Source organism: Arthrobacter sp. Helios (assembly GCF_023167125.1).
GTDB classification, from domain to species: domain Bacteria; phylum Actinomycetota; class Actinomycetes; order Actinomycetales; family Micrococcaceae; genus Arthrobacter_B; species Arthrobacter_B luteolus.
On sequence record NZ_CP095402.1, the window covers coordinates 1,931,698 to 1,945,995 of the forward strand.

The window sequence follows — 14,298 nt, forward strand, 5'->3', positions numbered from 1 at the left end:
TGCCCCGGACTGCCACATGCGGTCCGGGGCACAGCACGTTAACGCCCGTTTGCGGCCGGGCCGCCCGGGAGCGCACGTATGATGATTCCGTCTACGTCAAAAGGCAGGTACATGGATCGTCTGGCCAAGCTCTCCCTCTCCAACCGGGCCCTGATCGCCCTCATCACGGTTTTCGTTGCCGTCTTCGGTGTGATCTCGCTGAACTCGCTGAAACAGGAACTGATACCTGCCCTGGAGTTCCCCCAGATCAGCGTGATTACCGCGCTGCCGGGAGCCTCCCCCGAAGTTGTGGACAAGCAGGTGAGCGAACCGCTGGAAGCGGCACTGACCGCCGTCGAAGGCCTGGAGTCCTCCTCCGCAACCTCCCGGACCTCCATTTCAGCGATCACCCTGACCTTCGCCTACGGCACCGATCTGGACCGGGCCCGTGGCCAGGTGGACCGGGCCATTTCCAATGCCCGGCAGTCCCTGCCCGAAGACACGAACCCGCAGTCGCTCGCCGGCAGCATCAGTGACTTCCCCATTGTTTATCTGGCGGTTTCCAGCGACCAGCCGCTGAGCGAGCTCAGCGCTGACCTGCAGCGGCTCACCGTGCCGCGGCTGCAGAAGATCGAGGGAGTCCGCACGGCAGAGGTCACCGGAGGCTCTGAACGGCACATTGCCGTGCTGCCCGACGACGCCGCGATGGCGGCGCTGGGCGTCACGCCGTCGGCCATTTCCGCGGCACTGGAGAACAGCGGCGCCCTCATCCCGGCCGGAACAGTGCAGGAGGACACCCGCACCCTCTCGATCCAGGTGGGCAGCCCGCTGGATTCCCTGGAGAAGATCTCAGCGCTGCCACTGGAAACGGAGGACACCTCTCCCGGTGCAGAACCGCCGGTTATCGGCGACGTAGCCACTGTGGAAATCACCGACGACGAACAGACCTCGATCACCCGTACGAACGGCGAGGCCACCCTCGCCATCTCGATCACGAAAACACCGGCGGGTGACACCGTGGGGATTTCCCACGAAGTGATGGACCTGCTGCCCTCGCTCCAGGACGAACTGGGCAACGGAGCAAAGTTCACGGTGATCTTTGACCAGGCCCCCTTCATCGAAAAGTCCATCTCCGACCTGACTACCGAAGGCCTGCTGGGCCTGGGCTTTGCCGTCCTGGTGATTCTGGTGTTCCTGCTGTCCATCCGGTCCACCCTGGTCACGGCGGTGTCAATTCCACTGTCGCTGCTGGTCACGTTCATCGGGCTGCTGGCGTTTGGCTACTCCTTGAACATCCTGACCCTGGGCGCACTGACCATCGCGATCGGCCGGGTGGTCGACGATTCGATCGTGGTGATTGAGAACATCAAGCGCCACCTGGGGTACGGCGAGGAGAAACGCACGGCCATCCTCACCGCCATCCGTGAAGTCGCCGGAGCGGTGACGGCTTCCACCCTGACGACGGTGGCTGTCTTCGCTCCGATCGCCCTGGTGGGCGGGCTGGCCGGGGAGCTCTTCCGCCCCTTTGCCGTCACCACGTCGTTGGCGCTGCTGGCGTCGCTGCTGGTCTCGCTGACGATTGTGCCGGTGCTGGCCTACTGGTTCCTGAAGTCTCCCAAGCCGGTCAGCGATCCGAAGGGCTACCGTGCCGAGGCCGAACGCCGGGAGCAGTCCACCTTCCTGCAGCGCGGCTACCTGCCGATCCTGCGCGGCACGCAGCGGCATCCGGTGTACACCCTGCTGGCCGGCGCCCTGGTCCTGGCCGGAACCGTGGCGATGACGCCGCTGCTGCAGACGAACCTGCTGGGCGATACGGGGCAGAACACCTTCAGCGTCCGGCAGGAGCTCCCGCCGGGCAGCTCGCTGGAGACCACCTCAGAAGCCGCTGCCGCGGTGGAAGACCTCCTGGCCGGGACCGACGGAGTGAAGGACGTCCAGGTCACCATGGGCACCTCCACCTCCGGTATTGCCGCGTTCAGCGCCGGCGGGGCGTCGGTCGCCAACTTCACGGTGATCACCGATCAGGGCGTGGACCAGGTAGCGCTCCGCGAAACCGTCCGCCGCGAGCTGGAAGATCTTGGCGATGAGTCCGGCACCGTGTCCCTGGGCACCCAGGGCGGCGGGTTCGGCACGTCCAATACGGTGGACATCGAGATCTCAGCCGGTGACCCGGCCGAGCTGCAGCCCGCCTCGGATGCCCTGGTTGAAGCCATGTCCACGCTTCCCGGTGTCTCCGAAGCGACGTCGAACCTGGCCTCCTCGGAACCGGTGGTCCAGGTGACCATCGACCGGGCGAAAGCCGTCGCGGCGGGCCTGGATGAGCAGCAGGTGGCGGGGATTCTCGCCTCCACCCTGAGCCCGCTGCCGGCCGGCACAGTCCGGCTGGGCACCGATGACTTCCCGGTCCTGATCGGTGAAGGCACCGAGGTCACCACCACGGAGCAGCTCGCCGGGATTATTGTGCCGACGGCCACGGGGCCGGTACCTCTGAGCGATCTGGCCATCGTGGAGGAAACCAGCGTCCCCACCACGGTGTCCTCCTCCGGAGGCGAACGCACCGCCGTCGTATCGGTGACCCCGGCCGGTGACAACCTTGGCGGTGCGATCGCCGAGGTCCAGGCCGAGCTCGCCAACGTCGAGCTGCCGCCCACCGTCACCGCGACGCTGAGCGGTGCCGCCACCCAGCAGAACGAATCCTTCACCCAGCTCGGCTGGGCCCTGCTGGCGGCGATCGCGATTGTGTACGTGATCATGGTGGCGACCTTCAAGTCCCTGGTGCAGCCGCTGATCCTGCTGGTCTCCATTCCGTTCGCTGCGACCGGAGCGATCCTTCTTCTGCTGATCGCCAACGTGCCGCTGGGCCTTCCTTCGCTCGTAGGGATGCTGATGCTGGTGGGCATCGTGGTGACGAACGCCATTGTGCTCATGGACCTGATCAACCAGTACCGCAGGCCCCGCGGCGGCGAACCCGGCATGAGCGTGCGGGACGCAATCCTGCGGGGGGCGCGGCAGCGGCTGCGGCCGATCCTGATGACAGCGCTGGCGACCATCTTTGCGCTGACCCCGATGGCCCTGGGGGTCACCGGCGAAGGCGGTTTCATATCCCGCCCGCTGGCGATCGTCGTCGTCGGCGGTTTGGTGAGTTCCACCCTGCTCACCCTGGTCCTGGTCCCGGTCCTGTACCAGCTGGTTGAAGGACCCAGGGAACGCCGTGCCCTGGCGAAGGAAGAATCTGCCCGCCGCACCGCGGAAGCCGGCGGCTGAGCAGGTTACCCCGAGGCTGATTCGTCCGGAAGGAATGTTCCTGGCCGGTACTCTGTTGTATCCTGTCATTAGATGCAAATGCATATATCTCCCGTTTCTCCGTCCACCGGCGAAACAGGACCAGCCAGGCAACAGGAGGCCACCATGCAGATCGGCGTATTCAGCGTCAGCGACATCACCCGGGACCCCGTCACGGGACGGATGCCCACCGAAGGCGAGCGCATCCAGGCTGCCGTAGCGATAGCCAAGAAGGTCGAAGAGATCGGCATGGACGTCTATGCCACCGGCGAGCACCACAACCCGCCGTTCTATGCATCTTCACCCACCACGCTGCTGGGTTACATCGCGGCGCAGACAGAACGCATCATCCTGTCCACCACCACCACCCTGATCACCACCAACGATCCGGTGAAGATCGCGGAAGACTTCGCTATGCTGCAGCACCTCTCCGGCGGCCGCACCGACCTGGTCCTGGGCCGCGGCAACACCGCCCCCGTTTACCCCTGGTTCGGAAAGAACATCCAGGACTCGGTTGACCTGACCGTGGAGAACTACAACCTGCTCCGCCAGCTCTGGGACAAGGAGACAGTGAACTGGGAAGGTAAATTCCGCACCCCGCTGCACAACTTCACCGCCACACCGCGGCCGCTCGACGGCGTCGCCCCGTTCGTCTGGCACGGCTCCATCCGCACACCGCAGGTTGCAGAGATTGCTGCCTACTTCGGTGACGGATTCTTCGCCAACAACATCTTCTGGCCGAAGGAGCACTACATGCAGCTGATCGGCCTCTACCGGGAACGCTACGAGCACTACGGCCACGGTTCAGCGGACCAGGCCATCGTGGGGCTGGGCGGACAGTTCTTTATGCGGAAGAACTCCCAGGATGCCGTGAACGAATTCCGGCCGTACTTCGACAACGCTCCGGTCTACGGCCACGGCCCCTCGATGGAGGACTTCACCGCGCAGACTCCCCTGACCGTCGGCAGCCCCCAGGAAGTGCTGGAAAAGACCCTGACTTTCCAGGAGTACTTCGGCGACTACCAGCGCCAGCTTTTCCTGATTGACCATGCCGGCCTGCCGCTCAAGACCGTGCTGGAGCAGCTGGATCTCTTTGGTGAGTACGTCCTGCCGGAACTCCGCCGCGAGCTCGATTCCCGCCGTCCGGCACACGTACCCGACGGACCCACCCACGCGGACCGGGTTGCGGCTCGCGCCAGTGCCGCCACACAGAGCGCATCTTCTTCAGTAGGCTAAAGGGATGAGTTCGGAGAACAGCGGGTCAACTCCCGTCAAACAGACAGCCGAAACCTGGGAATCACTCTTCCGGGCCCAGGTCGGCGTAATGCGGAGGCTCCAGCGTGACCGGGAGTTCAAGGAACTCACCATGCGCGAGTACGACGTGCTGTTTAACCTCAGCCGGTGCCCCGGCGGATGGACCAGGCTGAACGAGCTCAACGAACACCTCCTGATCAGCCAGCCAAGCCTGAGCCGGATGATGGACCGGCTGGAGAACAAGGGTTTGGTCTGCCGCCGTCCGGCCCAGAATGACCAGCGGGGCGTGGAGCTGTCCCTGACTGAGGAAGGCCGGGCGGTGCAGAAGCGCCTGGGCCGGATTCATGTCCGGGGCATCCACGACCTGCTGGCCCCGGCCCTGACCCCCCAGGAACTCAGTGACCTGAAGGCCCTGACCGACAAGCTGCTCGACAGCCTCAACTCGGACGGCAAACCCGGACCGGCATGACTGAACCGCCGTCGTACCGTGCGGCTCCCGTCCAGCGGGAGCTCTTAGGTATGACGGCGGTGGTCACCGGAGCCAACAGCGGTATCGGGCTGGCAGTCTCCCGGGCCCTGGCGCGGGACGGCGCCGCTGTGGTGCTCGCCTGCCGGGATACCGGCCGCGGCTACCGGGCCGCTGAAGCCCTCCGGGCAGAAGCCGGAAACAACCAGGTGCGGCCGGGGGTGCTGGACCTCGCTTCCCTGCGTTCCATCCGCAGCTTTGCCTCAACCATCACCGGGCCTCTGGACCTGCTGATCAACAATGCCGGCCGTTTTTCGAGAGTCCGCCGCGAGACCAGCGACGGCTTCGAACTGCAGTTTGGAGTGCATCATCTGGGTCATTTCGCCCTGACCGGGCTCCTGCTGCCCCGGTTGGCTGCCGCATCCGCTGCCCGCGTGGTGACGGTTTCCAGTGTGTCCCACCGCTACGGGCGGATTGATTTCACGGATCTGTCCGCCGTACGCAGCTACCGGCCCTGGCATCGGTATTTCATGAGCAAACTCGCCAATCTGGTTTTCACGGCGGAACTGGGCCGCCGGCTGGCGGCGGAGGGCCTGCCAGTGACCGCGTTGGGAGCCCACCCCGGCCTCACGGATACCAATTTCCTGACCGGCAGGTACGCCGCTGCAGACCTGCTGGGTGGCCTGTTCAGGGCTCTGGTGCAGCCGGCCGGACTGGGCGCCCTGCCGGTGCTGCACGCTGCGCTGGCTCCGGAGGTTGCACAGGGAGAGTGCTATGCACCGTCCGGCCGGCTGCAGCTGCGCGGATCTCCGGTGCGGATCCGTCCCGCGCCGCGGGCCCTCGACCGGGAAACCGGAACACGGCTGTGGGACGCCAGCTGCGGGCTCACCGGGGTGCGGTATCTTCAGGCGCCGGCATAGCTGTCTCCGCGCCTGAGGCCAGCGGCGGGTCCGCGAAGGCCAGGCGCGGAACCAGCAGCAACGCAAGTGCCGCTGCGAAAGCCGTCACTGAACAGACAATCCACACCGTCAGGTATCCGGCCAGCGGGGCGGCTGTGGCGGCGCCCGTAATCCCGCCCAGGGACTCCCCCGCGGCGCTGAGCAGCGCAATCCCGAAGACGGCCGAGGCGAAGGATCCGCCGATCGTCTTGGTGGTGTTGGTCAGCCCAGTAGCCATGCCGGTGCGGTTCAGCGGTGCCGCGGCCGCAGCGGCGGAGGGCAGCGCCGCCACGAGCGCCCCGGAGCCAAGTCCGGCCACCACCATGTTCGTCAGGGTCTGGGCCAGGGAATCGTGGAAGGGAAGGAACATCCCATACCCGATACCGACGACGGCGGCGGCACCGCTCAGCGTAATCCGGGGAGTTGAAAGCCGGGCAACCAGCGGGAACAGCAGGGCGCCTGCGAGCACTGACAGGACGTAGGCGCCGATAATCAGCGACACCGACCCCGCTTCCAGACCCAGCCCGTAGCCGTGCAGATCCGGGTTCGTCCGCGCAAAGGTGGACATGGGTGCCTGAGCTCCCAGCACCGATATGCCGAACAGGCCAGCGGTCAGCTGCACCGGCCACATGGCCGGAGCGCACAGCATCCTGATATCGACCAGCGGCTCGGCCAGCCCCAGCTGGTAGCGGACAAAGGGCACGAAAGCCGCGAGTCCCGCTGCAAGCACCAGCCACACCCACCAGGTTTCCACGCCGTTGATGCGCAGGAAGGTGAGACCGGAGGTGAGCAGCAGCAGCCCAACAGCCAGCAGCACGAATCCCTTGATATCCACGGTGCCGCCCGCCCGGGCTGCAGACTCCGGAACGCCGAACCAGACGGCGAAGATGCACAGCGTGGCAGCTGCCGCCGGGACCATCAGTGTCAGGCGCAGATCGCCGTCGAAAATCTCCACCAGGGCTCCGGCTGCGAGCGCCCCGGCGATTACTCCAAACTGCAGCCCGCCCACCAGCAGCCCGGCAGCCTTTCGGGTCAGGGCCGCCCGGTTCGGCGACGACGCAGCCCGGGCAAAGATGAGGGCCACTTCCAACGGCAGCCAGACCACATAGAAGCCCTGCAGCGACCAAGCCGCCAGGAAGGTCCAGAAATCGGGGGCGAACGCCACACCCCAGGACGCGGCAGCGGTGAGCACGGTGGAGACGAGCAGGATCCGTTTGTGCCCGTAGATGTCTCCCAGCCGCGCCAGGACCGGAACGGCCAGGGCGCTGAACATCAGCTGTGCAGCTTCGAACCAGTTGACGTCTCCGTCGGCGATGCCCAGCCCTCGGGCAATGTCTGTGAGGATCGGCGTGTAGTAGCCCTGCAGGATGCCGCTGGTGATTTCCACCAGCACCAGGAAGAGGACAACCGGCCCCAGCGCGCGCATCAGGCCGCCGTCCCAAGTCCCTGCAGGAGCCGGCGATAGAAGAGAATCCCCTCACCGAAGGACTTTACGGCGAGCTTTTCGTTGTCCGCGTGGATGGACGCGCGGGCCGCTTTGTCCATCCGGAACGGAGCGAAGCGGTAGACGGCGCCGCAGATGGTGGTGAAGCGGCGGGAATCGGTGCCGCCGAGCATGATGTACGGGGCAGTGATGGCATCCGGGAAGATCTCCCCGATCACCTCTTCCAGCAGAGCGAACTGCGGATTGGTGGTGGATGACACCGGAGACGGCTCGGTTCCTTCGATCACGCGGAGGGAGACTTTCCGGTCCCGGATGGTGCGCCGGAGCCGGTCCAGGACGGAGCCGATGGACTCCCCCGGGGCGATGCGGATATTAGCGGTGGCGCTTGCCCGCGTTGCCAGTACGTTGGAGGCTTTGGACCCCTGCAGCCGCGTCACCGCTACGGTGGTGCGGGTGAGGGCGTTAGGTTCGCCGCCCAGAGCACCGAACACGCGCGTCAGCGGACGCCGCAGGGTGCCGGCCCGCGCGAACAGGAGCCTGGGCAGCAAGGAGGAACCCGTGGAAAGCCGGCCCAGCATTTCGACGGTGACCGGGTGCAGCGATGCCGGGAACGGCCGGTTGTCCAGGCGCACGACGGCGCGGGCGAGCCTGCTGGTGGCGCCCCTGCGGCTGGGTGTGGACGCGTGTCCGCCGGGGTCTTCCACGGACAGCTCGACGTCGAGGATTCCCTTTTCGGAGACACCGACGACTGCGACCGGCCGGTTCACGAAGGGAAAGGCCTGCGCTGCCACAGCGCCGCCTTCGTCCAGGACCAGCCAGGGCCGCACCCCGCGGACCGCGAGGGTCTCCGCGATCGCGGCTGCGGTGTCGCCTGCGGTTTCCTCGTTGTCGCCGAAGCTGAGGTAAACGTCCCGCTCAGGAACAAAGCCCTCCCGCAGCAGCGCTTCGGCTGCCTCCAGGATGGCCGCCAGGGCACCCTTGTCATCCAGCGCCCCACGCCCGTGGATGTAGCCGCCTTCGATGACCCCGGCGAAGGGCGGATGGTCCCAGGTGTCCTCGTCCTCGACCGGAACGACGTCGTAGTGCGCCATCAGCACTATTGGTGCCGGCGGGACGGCCGGGCCGGAGGAGCCTGCCCGCCCGGCCCAGCGGTACAGCAAACCGCCGCCGTTGACCTGCTCAAACTCCAGTGCCGCATGCACCAGTGGATACAGCTCTGCCAGCAGGCGTCTGAACCGGGCAAACTCACTGGGATCAACGTCTTCCGGATCCCGGGATGAGACGGTCCGGCAGGTGATCAGCTGCGCCAGCCGGGAGGCCGCGGCCTCCTCCGGGGTCCGGGGCAGCGGCTCGGCGTCAGCAGGGGCAGTCGTAGGCATGGGATGAGTGTAATCACCGCCACAACCCGTTCGGGCACTGCGGGCGGGTGCGGCGCCCTCCGGTTCGTTCCGCTAAACGACGGCGCGGCTTCGCGCCGGGCGGATCAGGCGGGAGGGAAGGCGTCCGGCTGCAGCTCCGGCCCGGTATAGCGGTAGAGCCGGGGTGGCCGGTGCCGGCCGCCCTGCAGGAAGGAATCGGTCCGCTCAATGTCCTGGGTTGCCTGCAGCTGGCGGCGGAAATTCGCCGGGTCCAGTTCCCGTCCGAGGACGGCTTCGTAGACCTCACGGACCTGCGCCAGCGTGAAGGTGGGGCCCAGGAAGGCGTAGGCGATGGAGCCGTACTCCATCTTGTTGCGCAGCCGCCAGAGAGCGTACTCGATGATCCGGTTGTGGTCGAAGGCGAGGGTTCCGACGGCGTCGGCGCGGAACCAGTCCACATTCTCATCCTGGCGGGCAAGCACCGCCTCATCAGGCTGGACGAGTGCCCAGTAAACAATCGAGACAACCCGCGGCGTGGGCGACCGGTCCGGGCCGCCGAAGGCATAGAGCTGTTCGAGATAGCGCGGCGACAATCCGGTGGTGTCCTGCAGGTTCCGGGCAGCAGCGTCCTGCAGCGATTCGGTGGGCCGCAGCGGTCCACCGGGCAGCGCCCACAGATCACGGTACGGCTGGCGGATACGCCGGACCAGGGGAAGCCACAGGACCAGCCTGCCGGTGTCCGGGTCGGGGCGCAGCGCGAAAATCACAGTCGAAATGGCCAGTGACGGCGGCTCCAGCTCCCGCTCGGAGACGTTGGCGTACTTCGGAGTCATCCCCGCAGGCCCTTCCTTGAACTTATGTGGCAGTCAGTGCAGCTTCAACTCCACGCTACGCGCTTTGGCCCGGGCTTTCCTGCGCCTCGAGACCGGCCGCGGCGTGCAGCAGCGGAAGCATGCGCCCTTCAAAATGGGTGTTGAGCACAATGACGGAGGAGGACCGAAGGACCGTTCCGGTAGCGACCATGGAGTCGATGACCCGCTGCAGGTCCGAGTTGGAGCGGGCAGCCACCCGCGCGATCAGGTCGCTTTCACCTGACACCGTGTGCGCTTCCTGGATTTCCGGGATTTCCGCCAGGGCCGCCACCACTGCGTCGTGGCCCAGGTCCTGGCGGATAGTCAGCGAGCAGTAGGCAATGACGTCGTACCCCAGTGCAGCAGGGTCAAGCCTCGGCCCCCACCCGGCTATCACTCCGGTGCGCTGCATCCGGTCCAGCCGCGCCTGCACGGTTGCCCTGGCGACTTTCAGCTTTCGTGATGCCTCCAGCACAGACATGCGGGGGTCGTCGGTAAAAAGGGAGACGATCCTGGCATCGAGCTGATCCGTCGCCATGGCAACCTTTCCGTGGAACCGCAACCGGCAGCCCGACGAACCGATCCGGGCCGGAGGGCTCAGGTGCGCTGGCCCTCATCCGGAACTCTATCCGCAGAACCGGCACAGCGCTCAGCGCGCCACGGCAAACGCCCCCGCCGGAAAACCAGCGGGGGCGGCCGTATTTAGATCATTTCCGAGGAATAAAACGGCAGAAAAAACCCGGCAGGCAACCTTGCCGTTTTACCAAACGGTTTTCAGGCAAAAACCCGCAGAAAGAAAAACCCGCCGTCAGATTTTTACGGATATGTAATTCCCGTAAAACCTTGCCGGGTTTCTCTTCCGGGCCATCACTCCAGACGGCTAGCCTCGGAGGCCTGCCGCCTGGTGTGCTACTGTCCCTTGCGCTTCCTGGGCACGAGCTCAGTGTCGGCTGCTGACTTGGCCCGTTTCTCGGCCCGCTTCTCCTTGATCGACTTGCCGGGTTTTTTGGCGTCGGATCCTTGCGGTGATTTTCCAGACAATTTACACTCCTGTGTCACTCAACCAGTGGATACTTTCAGACCATACCGGGAAATAAAATAAATGCCAGTCCGGCCCGCAAAATCCGCCCCGTGGAACCGGTTTCCGCTTAACCTCAACAACCCCACCGGCAGCACCTGTGGCCACCCTTCGCGGTCCGCACTGCACCCTCTGAACAGTGGTTTGGGGAAAACCTGAACACTTTGTCCAGGTAGTTGGCATTTATAGGGCACAACATGCACAGTATGTTCAGCGGCAACATCTCTGATTGCCTCGGCTACGTGACAGCGGTTACTTTCGCCTCATGGACCTAGACACCACGAGCACTCCCGAGCTCACGCACGAGGAACTCCGCCGGCTCTATTCGCTGGTGAGCGCCACCCGGGAACTGGACCTGGCCGCCGTCGCCTGGCAGCGCCAGGGCATTATTCCGGGCTACGCACCGGAGCTGGGGCAGGAAGCGGCCCAGGTGGGCAGCGCCTTTGCCATGGATCCGGCCAGGGACTTCCTGTTTCCGACCTACCGCGAAATGGGCGTCGCCCTGGCCCTGGGCGTGGACATGGTCGAGTACATGTCCACCCACAAAGCCAGCTGGCACGGCGGACTGTACAACCCGGTCGAAACCCGGCTGGCGCCTATCCAAGCTGTCGTCGGCGGTTCGGTGCTGCACGCCGTCGGCTGGGCGCACGGAGCCCGGCTCTCTGCCGAGCCCGGAGCGGACCTCCCCGTTGCCATCACCTACTTCGGTGACGGTGCCAGTTCACAGGGCGACATCCACGAGGCGATGAACTTCGCCGGGGTCCTGAAAGCTCCCGTGATCTTCTTCGTGCAGAACAACGGATGGGCGATCTCGCTGCCCACCGAAGAGCAGGTTGCCGGAGGCACTGTGGCGGCCCGTGCCGCCGGATACGGAATGGCATCGGTGACCGTGGACGGCAACGATGCCGCCGCCGTCGTCCGCGCCACCCGCAGTGCACGGGACCATGCCCGCGCCGGCAGGGGACCGGTACTGATTGAAGCCATGACTTACCGCCGCGGCCCCCACTCCACCAGTGATGATCCCGGCCGCTACCGGAGCCTCGACGAGGAGCGCCGCGACGCCGGCACCGATCCGGTTCCGCGGCTTGCCGAACTCGTCCTGGCAACCGGAGCAGGTACCCAGGAGTTCCTGGACGCTGCTGCGGCCGAAGCCAAGGCACACACCGAGACCGTCCGTGAAGGCGTCCAGGCCCTCGGGTCCCGGCCGGGGACGGAAATGTTCGATTTCGTCTTCGCAGAACCCACTGACGCATTGAAGGCCCAGGCACGCGCCTGGCGGGAGGAATCCGAGCATGTCTAGCCAACTGACCGAAGGAGCCCGGCTCATGGACGGAGCAAGTCCCGCCCCTGAGTCCGCTGCCGTCGAAACAATTTCCATGCAGGCGGCGCTGAACCGCGCCCTGGCCGAGATCCTGGCCGAGGATCCAAAAGCCGTGGTGCTCGGGGAGGACGTCGGCCGGCTCGGCGGCGTCTTCCGCATCACCGACGGTCTCCAGAAGCGCTTCGGCGCTGATCGGGTCTTCGACACCCCGCTGGCGGAGTCCGGGATCCTGGGCATGTCCGTGGGACTGGCGATGGCCGGCTTCCACCCCATTCCCGAAGTCCAGTTCGATGGCTTCGCCTACCCTGCCGTCAACCAGATCATCACGCAGCTCGCCCGCATGAACTATCGCAGCCGCGGCACCATGCCGATGCCGGTGACCCTGCGCGTGCCCAGCTTCGGCGGCATCCGTGCACCCGAACACCACGGCGAGTCGCTCGAAGCGCTGTTCGCGCATGTTCCGGGGCTGAAGGTCGTCTCGCCGTCGAGCCCGCACGAGGCCTACCACCTGCTGAAATATTCTGCAGCGGCCCAGGATCCGGTGGTCTTCATGGAACCGAAGTCCCGCTACTGGCAGAAAGACTCCGTTAACTTCGCGGATTCCGGCTCACCGCTGGGATCCAAGGTGGCCCGGCCCGGAAAGCACCTGACCCTCGTCGCGTGGGGCGCCATGGTGGCCCGCTGCCTGCAGGTGGCCGAGCTTGCGGCCGAAGACGGAATCGACATCGAAGTCCTGGACCTGCGCTGGCTCAAGCCGATCGACGCCGAGGGGCTGGCGGCTTCGGTCAGCCGGACCAGGCGCGCCGTGGTGGTCCATGAAGCTCCGCTGACCGCAGGCCTTGGCGCGGAAGTCGCCGCCCTCATCACCCAGCGGTGCTTTGACACACTGCGCGCTCCGGTGGAACGGGTCACCGGATTCGACGTACCGTATCCCTCAGGTGACCTCGAAGACGAATACATCCCGAACATTGACCGCATCCTCTTTGGGATCCAGCGAGTATTGGAGTACCGGCGTGGCTGAAATTTCCTTTCCCCTGCCCGACCTCGGCGAAGGCCTGATTGAAGCAACAGTCCTCGAGTGGCTGGTGGCCCCGGGCGACCAGATTGAGCGCAACCAGCCGCTGGTGGAGGTGGAAACCTCCAAATCCGCCGTCGAGCTTCCCTCCCCGCAGGCCGGGATCGTAGCCCGCATTTACGGCGAACCGGGCGAAAAAATCAACGTCGGTGAGCCGCTGGTGGTGTTCGAGGTTCCGGATAACACCGCGGGCATTGTCGGCACCGTTCCCGAGGAAGCCCCGGCACGCCGCCGGGTCCGGCTTTCCGCCGTCCTGGACGAGGACTGATGACGGCGGAGACCCTCGACGGCACGGAGGTGGCACTGCACCTCGAGGTCCATGATCCAGCAGAGGGAACGAACGCAGGACTGCGGCCCATCCTGCTGCTGCATGGTTTTGCCTCCTCGACGGAAATGAACTGGCAGTCCACCGGCTGGATCCCAGCCCTTACCGGGGCTGGAAGGCGGGTGATCGCCGTCGATCTTCCGGGCCATGGGCGCAGCCCTGCTCCGGCGGCCAGGGACAGCTACCGGCCCAGCCGGATCAGGGCCGATCTCCTGCAGCTGCTCATCACCAACGGGGTCCGTCCGCTGACGGCAGGTGATGACTCCTCCGGCGTCGACGTTGTTGGCTACTCTCTCGGTTCCCGGCTGGCATGGGAATTCGGGGCAGAAGCTCCGGCCTATGTGCACCGGATGGTTCTGGGCGGCCCGGGCACCGGGGATCCGCTGGCCGGCTTTGACCTGGCGGGTGCACGTGCCTCGCTTGCCGAGGGGACACCCATCCCCGATCCGGTCAGCGCGGACCTGCTGCGGATGGCCACCCTGGTTCCGTCCAATAACCTCGAGGCCTTGTTCACACTGATCGAAGCGATCAAACAGGAGCCGTTCCGGCCCGGGGATGCGATTCCCGCCATGCCGCTGCTGCTGGTCGCCGGGGACAAGGATGCGCTGGCCGCCACCGCTCCACGGCTGGCAGAACTCAGCGGACGGGCGGACCTGCTTCTGCTGCCGGGCCGGAGCCACTCTAACGCGGTGACCTCGCGGGCCTTTAAGAGCGCTGCGGTGGAGTTCCTCGGTCCGGACACCTCTGTTTCCGCCTAGGACCCGCAGGTCAAGACTTGGTCACGGCCGGCCGCAAATGGGGGCCTGCAGGGAGATACAGGCTAAGATCGATTAGTCAGTTCACTTAAACAATTACTAAGCGTGCTTTCGATTTTTGCCTTTACCATTTCCCCCGCATGTTTCTGCTGCAGTTTTTGTGCTGCAGTCC

At 65.6% G+C, this 14,298-nt stretch carries 12 protein-coding genes; 8 read left to right on the plus strand and 4 right to left on the minus strand.

The features are described 5' to 3' along the window. Positions 1-111: 111 nt before the first annotated feature. The 4 genes from ArtHe_RS08665 to ArtHe_RS08680 all read left to right on the plus strand — a co-directional run bounded on the left by ArtHe_RS08665 (position 112) and on the right by ArtHe_RS08680 (position 5,901). Positions 112-3,243: an efflux RND transporter permease subunit gene (locus ArtHe_RS08665; protein ID WP_248319606.1), complete on the plus strand. Its 3,132-nt coding sequence runs from the start codon at positions 112-114 to the stop codon at positions 3,241-3,243. Positions 3,244-3,387: 144 nt separating this feature from the next. Then, positions 3,388-4,497, plus strand: coding sequence for an LLM class flavin-dependent oxidoreductase (locus ArtHe_RS08670; RefSeq protein ID WP_248319607.1), 1,110 nt, complete (start codon positions 3,388-3,390; stop codon positions 4,495-4,497). 4 nt (positions 4,498-4,501) lie between these two features. After that, positions 4,502-4,984, plus strand: coding sequence for a MarR family winged helix-turn-helix transcriptional regulator (locus tag ArtHe_RS08675; protein ID WP_248319608.1), 483 nt, complete (start codon positions 4,502-4,504; stop codon positions 4,982-4,984). Continuing rightward, on the plus strand, positions 4,981-5,901 hold the full coding sequence (locus tag ArtHe_RS08680) for an oxidoreductase (RefSeq protein ID WP_248319609.1): 921 nt from the start codon (positions 4,981-4,983) through the stop codon (positions 5,899-5,901). Before ArtHe_RS08675 ends, ArtHe_RS08680 begins: the two co-directional genes overlap by 4 nt. On the opposite strand, the gene ArtHe_RS08685 is transcribed toward ArtHe_RS08680, so the two are convergent. The 4 genes from ArtHe_RS08685 to ArtHe_RS08700 all read right to left on the minus strand — a co-directional run bounded on the left by ArtHe_RS08685 (position 5,867) and on the right by ArtHe_RS08700 (position 10,110). Beyond that, positions 5,867-7,345 (minus strand): MFS transporter, encoded by a 1,479-nt coding sequence (locus ArtHe_RS08685; RefSeq protein WP_248319610.1) that lies wholly within the window; start codon positions 7,343-7,345, stop codon positions 5,867-5,869. The two genes, ArtHe_RS08680 and ArtHe_RS08685, sit on opposite strands and share 35 nt — an antisense overlap. After that, entirely contained in the window at positions 7,345-8,742 is a 1,398-nt protein-coding gene (locus tag ArtHe_RS08690) for a M20/M25/M40 family metallo-hydrolase (protein ID WP_248319611.1), read from the minus strand. Before ArtHe_RS08690 ends, ArtHe_RS08685 begins: the two co-directional genes overlap by 1 nt. A 104-nt stretch (positions 8,743-8,846) precedes the next feature. Then, positions 8,847-9,554 carry an NUDIX domain-containing protein gene (locus ArtHe_RS08695; RefSeq protein WP_248319612.1) on the minus strand — a complete coding sequence of 236 codons (708 nt, stop codon included), beginning with the start codon at positions 9,552-9,554 and terminating at the stop codon, positions 8,847-8,849. A gap of 55 nt (positions 9,555-9,609) precedes the next feature. Then, entirely contained in the window at positions 9,610-10,110 is a 501-nt protein-coding gene (locus tag ArtHe_RS08700) for an Lrp/AsnC family transcriptional regulator (protein ID WP_248319613.1), read from the minus strand. Positions 10,111-10,915: 805 nt separating this feature from the next. Between ArtHe_RS08700 and ArtHe_RS08705 the strand changes: the two genes are divergently transcribed. The 4 genes from ArtHe_RS08705 to ArtHe_RS08720 are packed head-to-tail and all read left to right on the plus strand — an operon-like array spanning position 10,916 to position 14,129. Next, on the plus strand, positions 10,916-11,950 hold the full coding sequence (locus ArtHe_RS08705; protein ID WP_248319614.1) for a thiamine pyrophosphate-dependent enzyme: 1,035 nt from the start codon (positions 10,916-10,918) through the stop codon (positions 11,948-11,950). A 25-nt stretch (positions 11,951-11,975) separates the two neighbouring features. Next, positions 11,976-12,992 carry an alpha-ketoacid dehydrogenase subunit beta gene (locus ArtHe_RS08710; protein WP_248319727.1) on the plus strand — a complete coding sequence of 339 codons (1,017 nt, stop codon included), beginning with the start codon at positions 11,976-11,978 and terminating at the stop codon, positions 12,990-12,992. Continuing rightward, positions 12,985-13,314: a biotin/lipoyl-containing protein gene (locus tag ArtHe_RS08715; RefSeq protein ID WP_248319615.1), complete on the plus strand. Its 330-nt coding sequence runs from the start codon at positions 12,985-12,987 to the stop codon at positions 13,312-13,314. The genes ArtHe_RS08710 and ArtHe_RS08715 overlap by 8 nt, the downstream gene beginning before the upstream one ends. Beyond that, positions 13,314-14,129: an alpha/beta fold hydrolase gene (locus ArtHe_RS08720; RefSeq protein ID WP_248319616.1), complete on the plus strand. Its 816-nt coding sequence runs from the start codon at positions 13,314-13,316 to the stop codon at positions 14,127-14,129. The genes ArtHe_RS08715 and ArtHe_RS08720 overlap by 1 nt, the downstream gene beginning before the upstream one ends. Positions 14,130-14,298 lie beyond the last annotated feature (169 nt).

Coding starts and splice junctions, on each gene's coding strand:
- ArtHe_RS08695 (WP_248319612.1), bottom strand. CDS start 9,554: ATGACTCCGAAGTACGCCAACGTCTCCGAGCGGGAGCTGGAGCCGCCG.
- ArtHe_RS08690 (WP_248319611.1), bottom strand. CDS start 8,742: ATGCCTACGACTGCCCCTGCTGACGCCGAGCCGCTGCCCCGGACCCCG.
- ArtHe_RS08670 (WP_248319607.1), top strand. CDS start 3,388: ATGCAGATCGGCGTATTCAGCGTCAGCGACATCACCCGGGACCCCGTC.
- ArtHe_RS08680 (WP_248319609.1), top strand. CDS start 4,981: ATGACTGAACCGCCGTCGTACCGTGCGGCTCCCGTCCAGCGGGAGCTC.
- ArtHe_RS08705 (WP_248319614.1), top strand. CDS start 10,916: ATGGACCTAGACACCACGAGCACTCCCGAGCTCACGCACGAGGAACTC.
- ArtHe_RS08700 (WP_248319613.1), bottom strand. CDS start 10,110: ATGGCGACGGATCAGCTCGATGCCAGGATCGTCTCCCTTTTTACCGAC.
- ArtHe_RS08665 (WP_248319606.1), top strand. CDS start 112: ATGGATCGTCTGGCCAAGCTCTCCCTCTCCAACCGGGCCCTGATCGCC.
- ArtHe_RS08675 (WP_248319608.1), top strand. CDS start 4,502: ATGAGTTCGGAGAACAGCGGGTCAACTCCCGTCAAACAGACAGCCGAA.
- ArtHe_RS08710 (WP_248319727.1), top strand. CDS start 11,976: ATGGACGGAGCAAGTCCCGCCCCTGAGTCCGCTGCCGTCGAAACAATT.
- ArtHe_RS08685 (WP_248319610.1), bottom strand. CDS start 7,345: ATGCGCGCGCTGGGGCCGGTTGTCCTCTTCCTGGTGCTGGTGGAAATC.
- ArtHe_RS08720 (WP_248319616.1), top strand. CDS start 13,314: ATGACGGCGGAGACCCTCGACGGCACGGAGGTGGCACTGCACCTCGAG.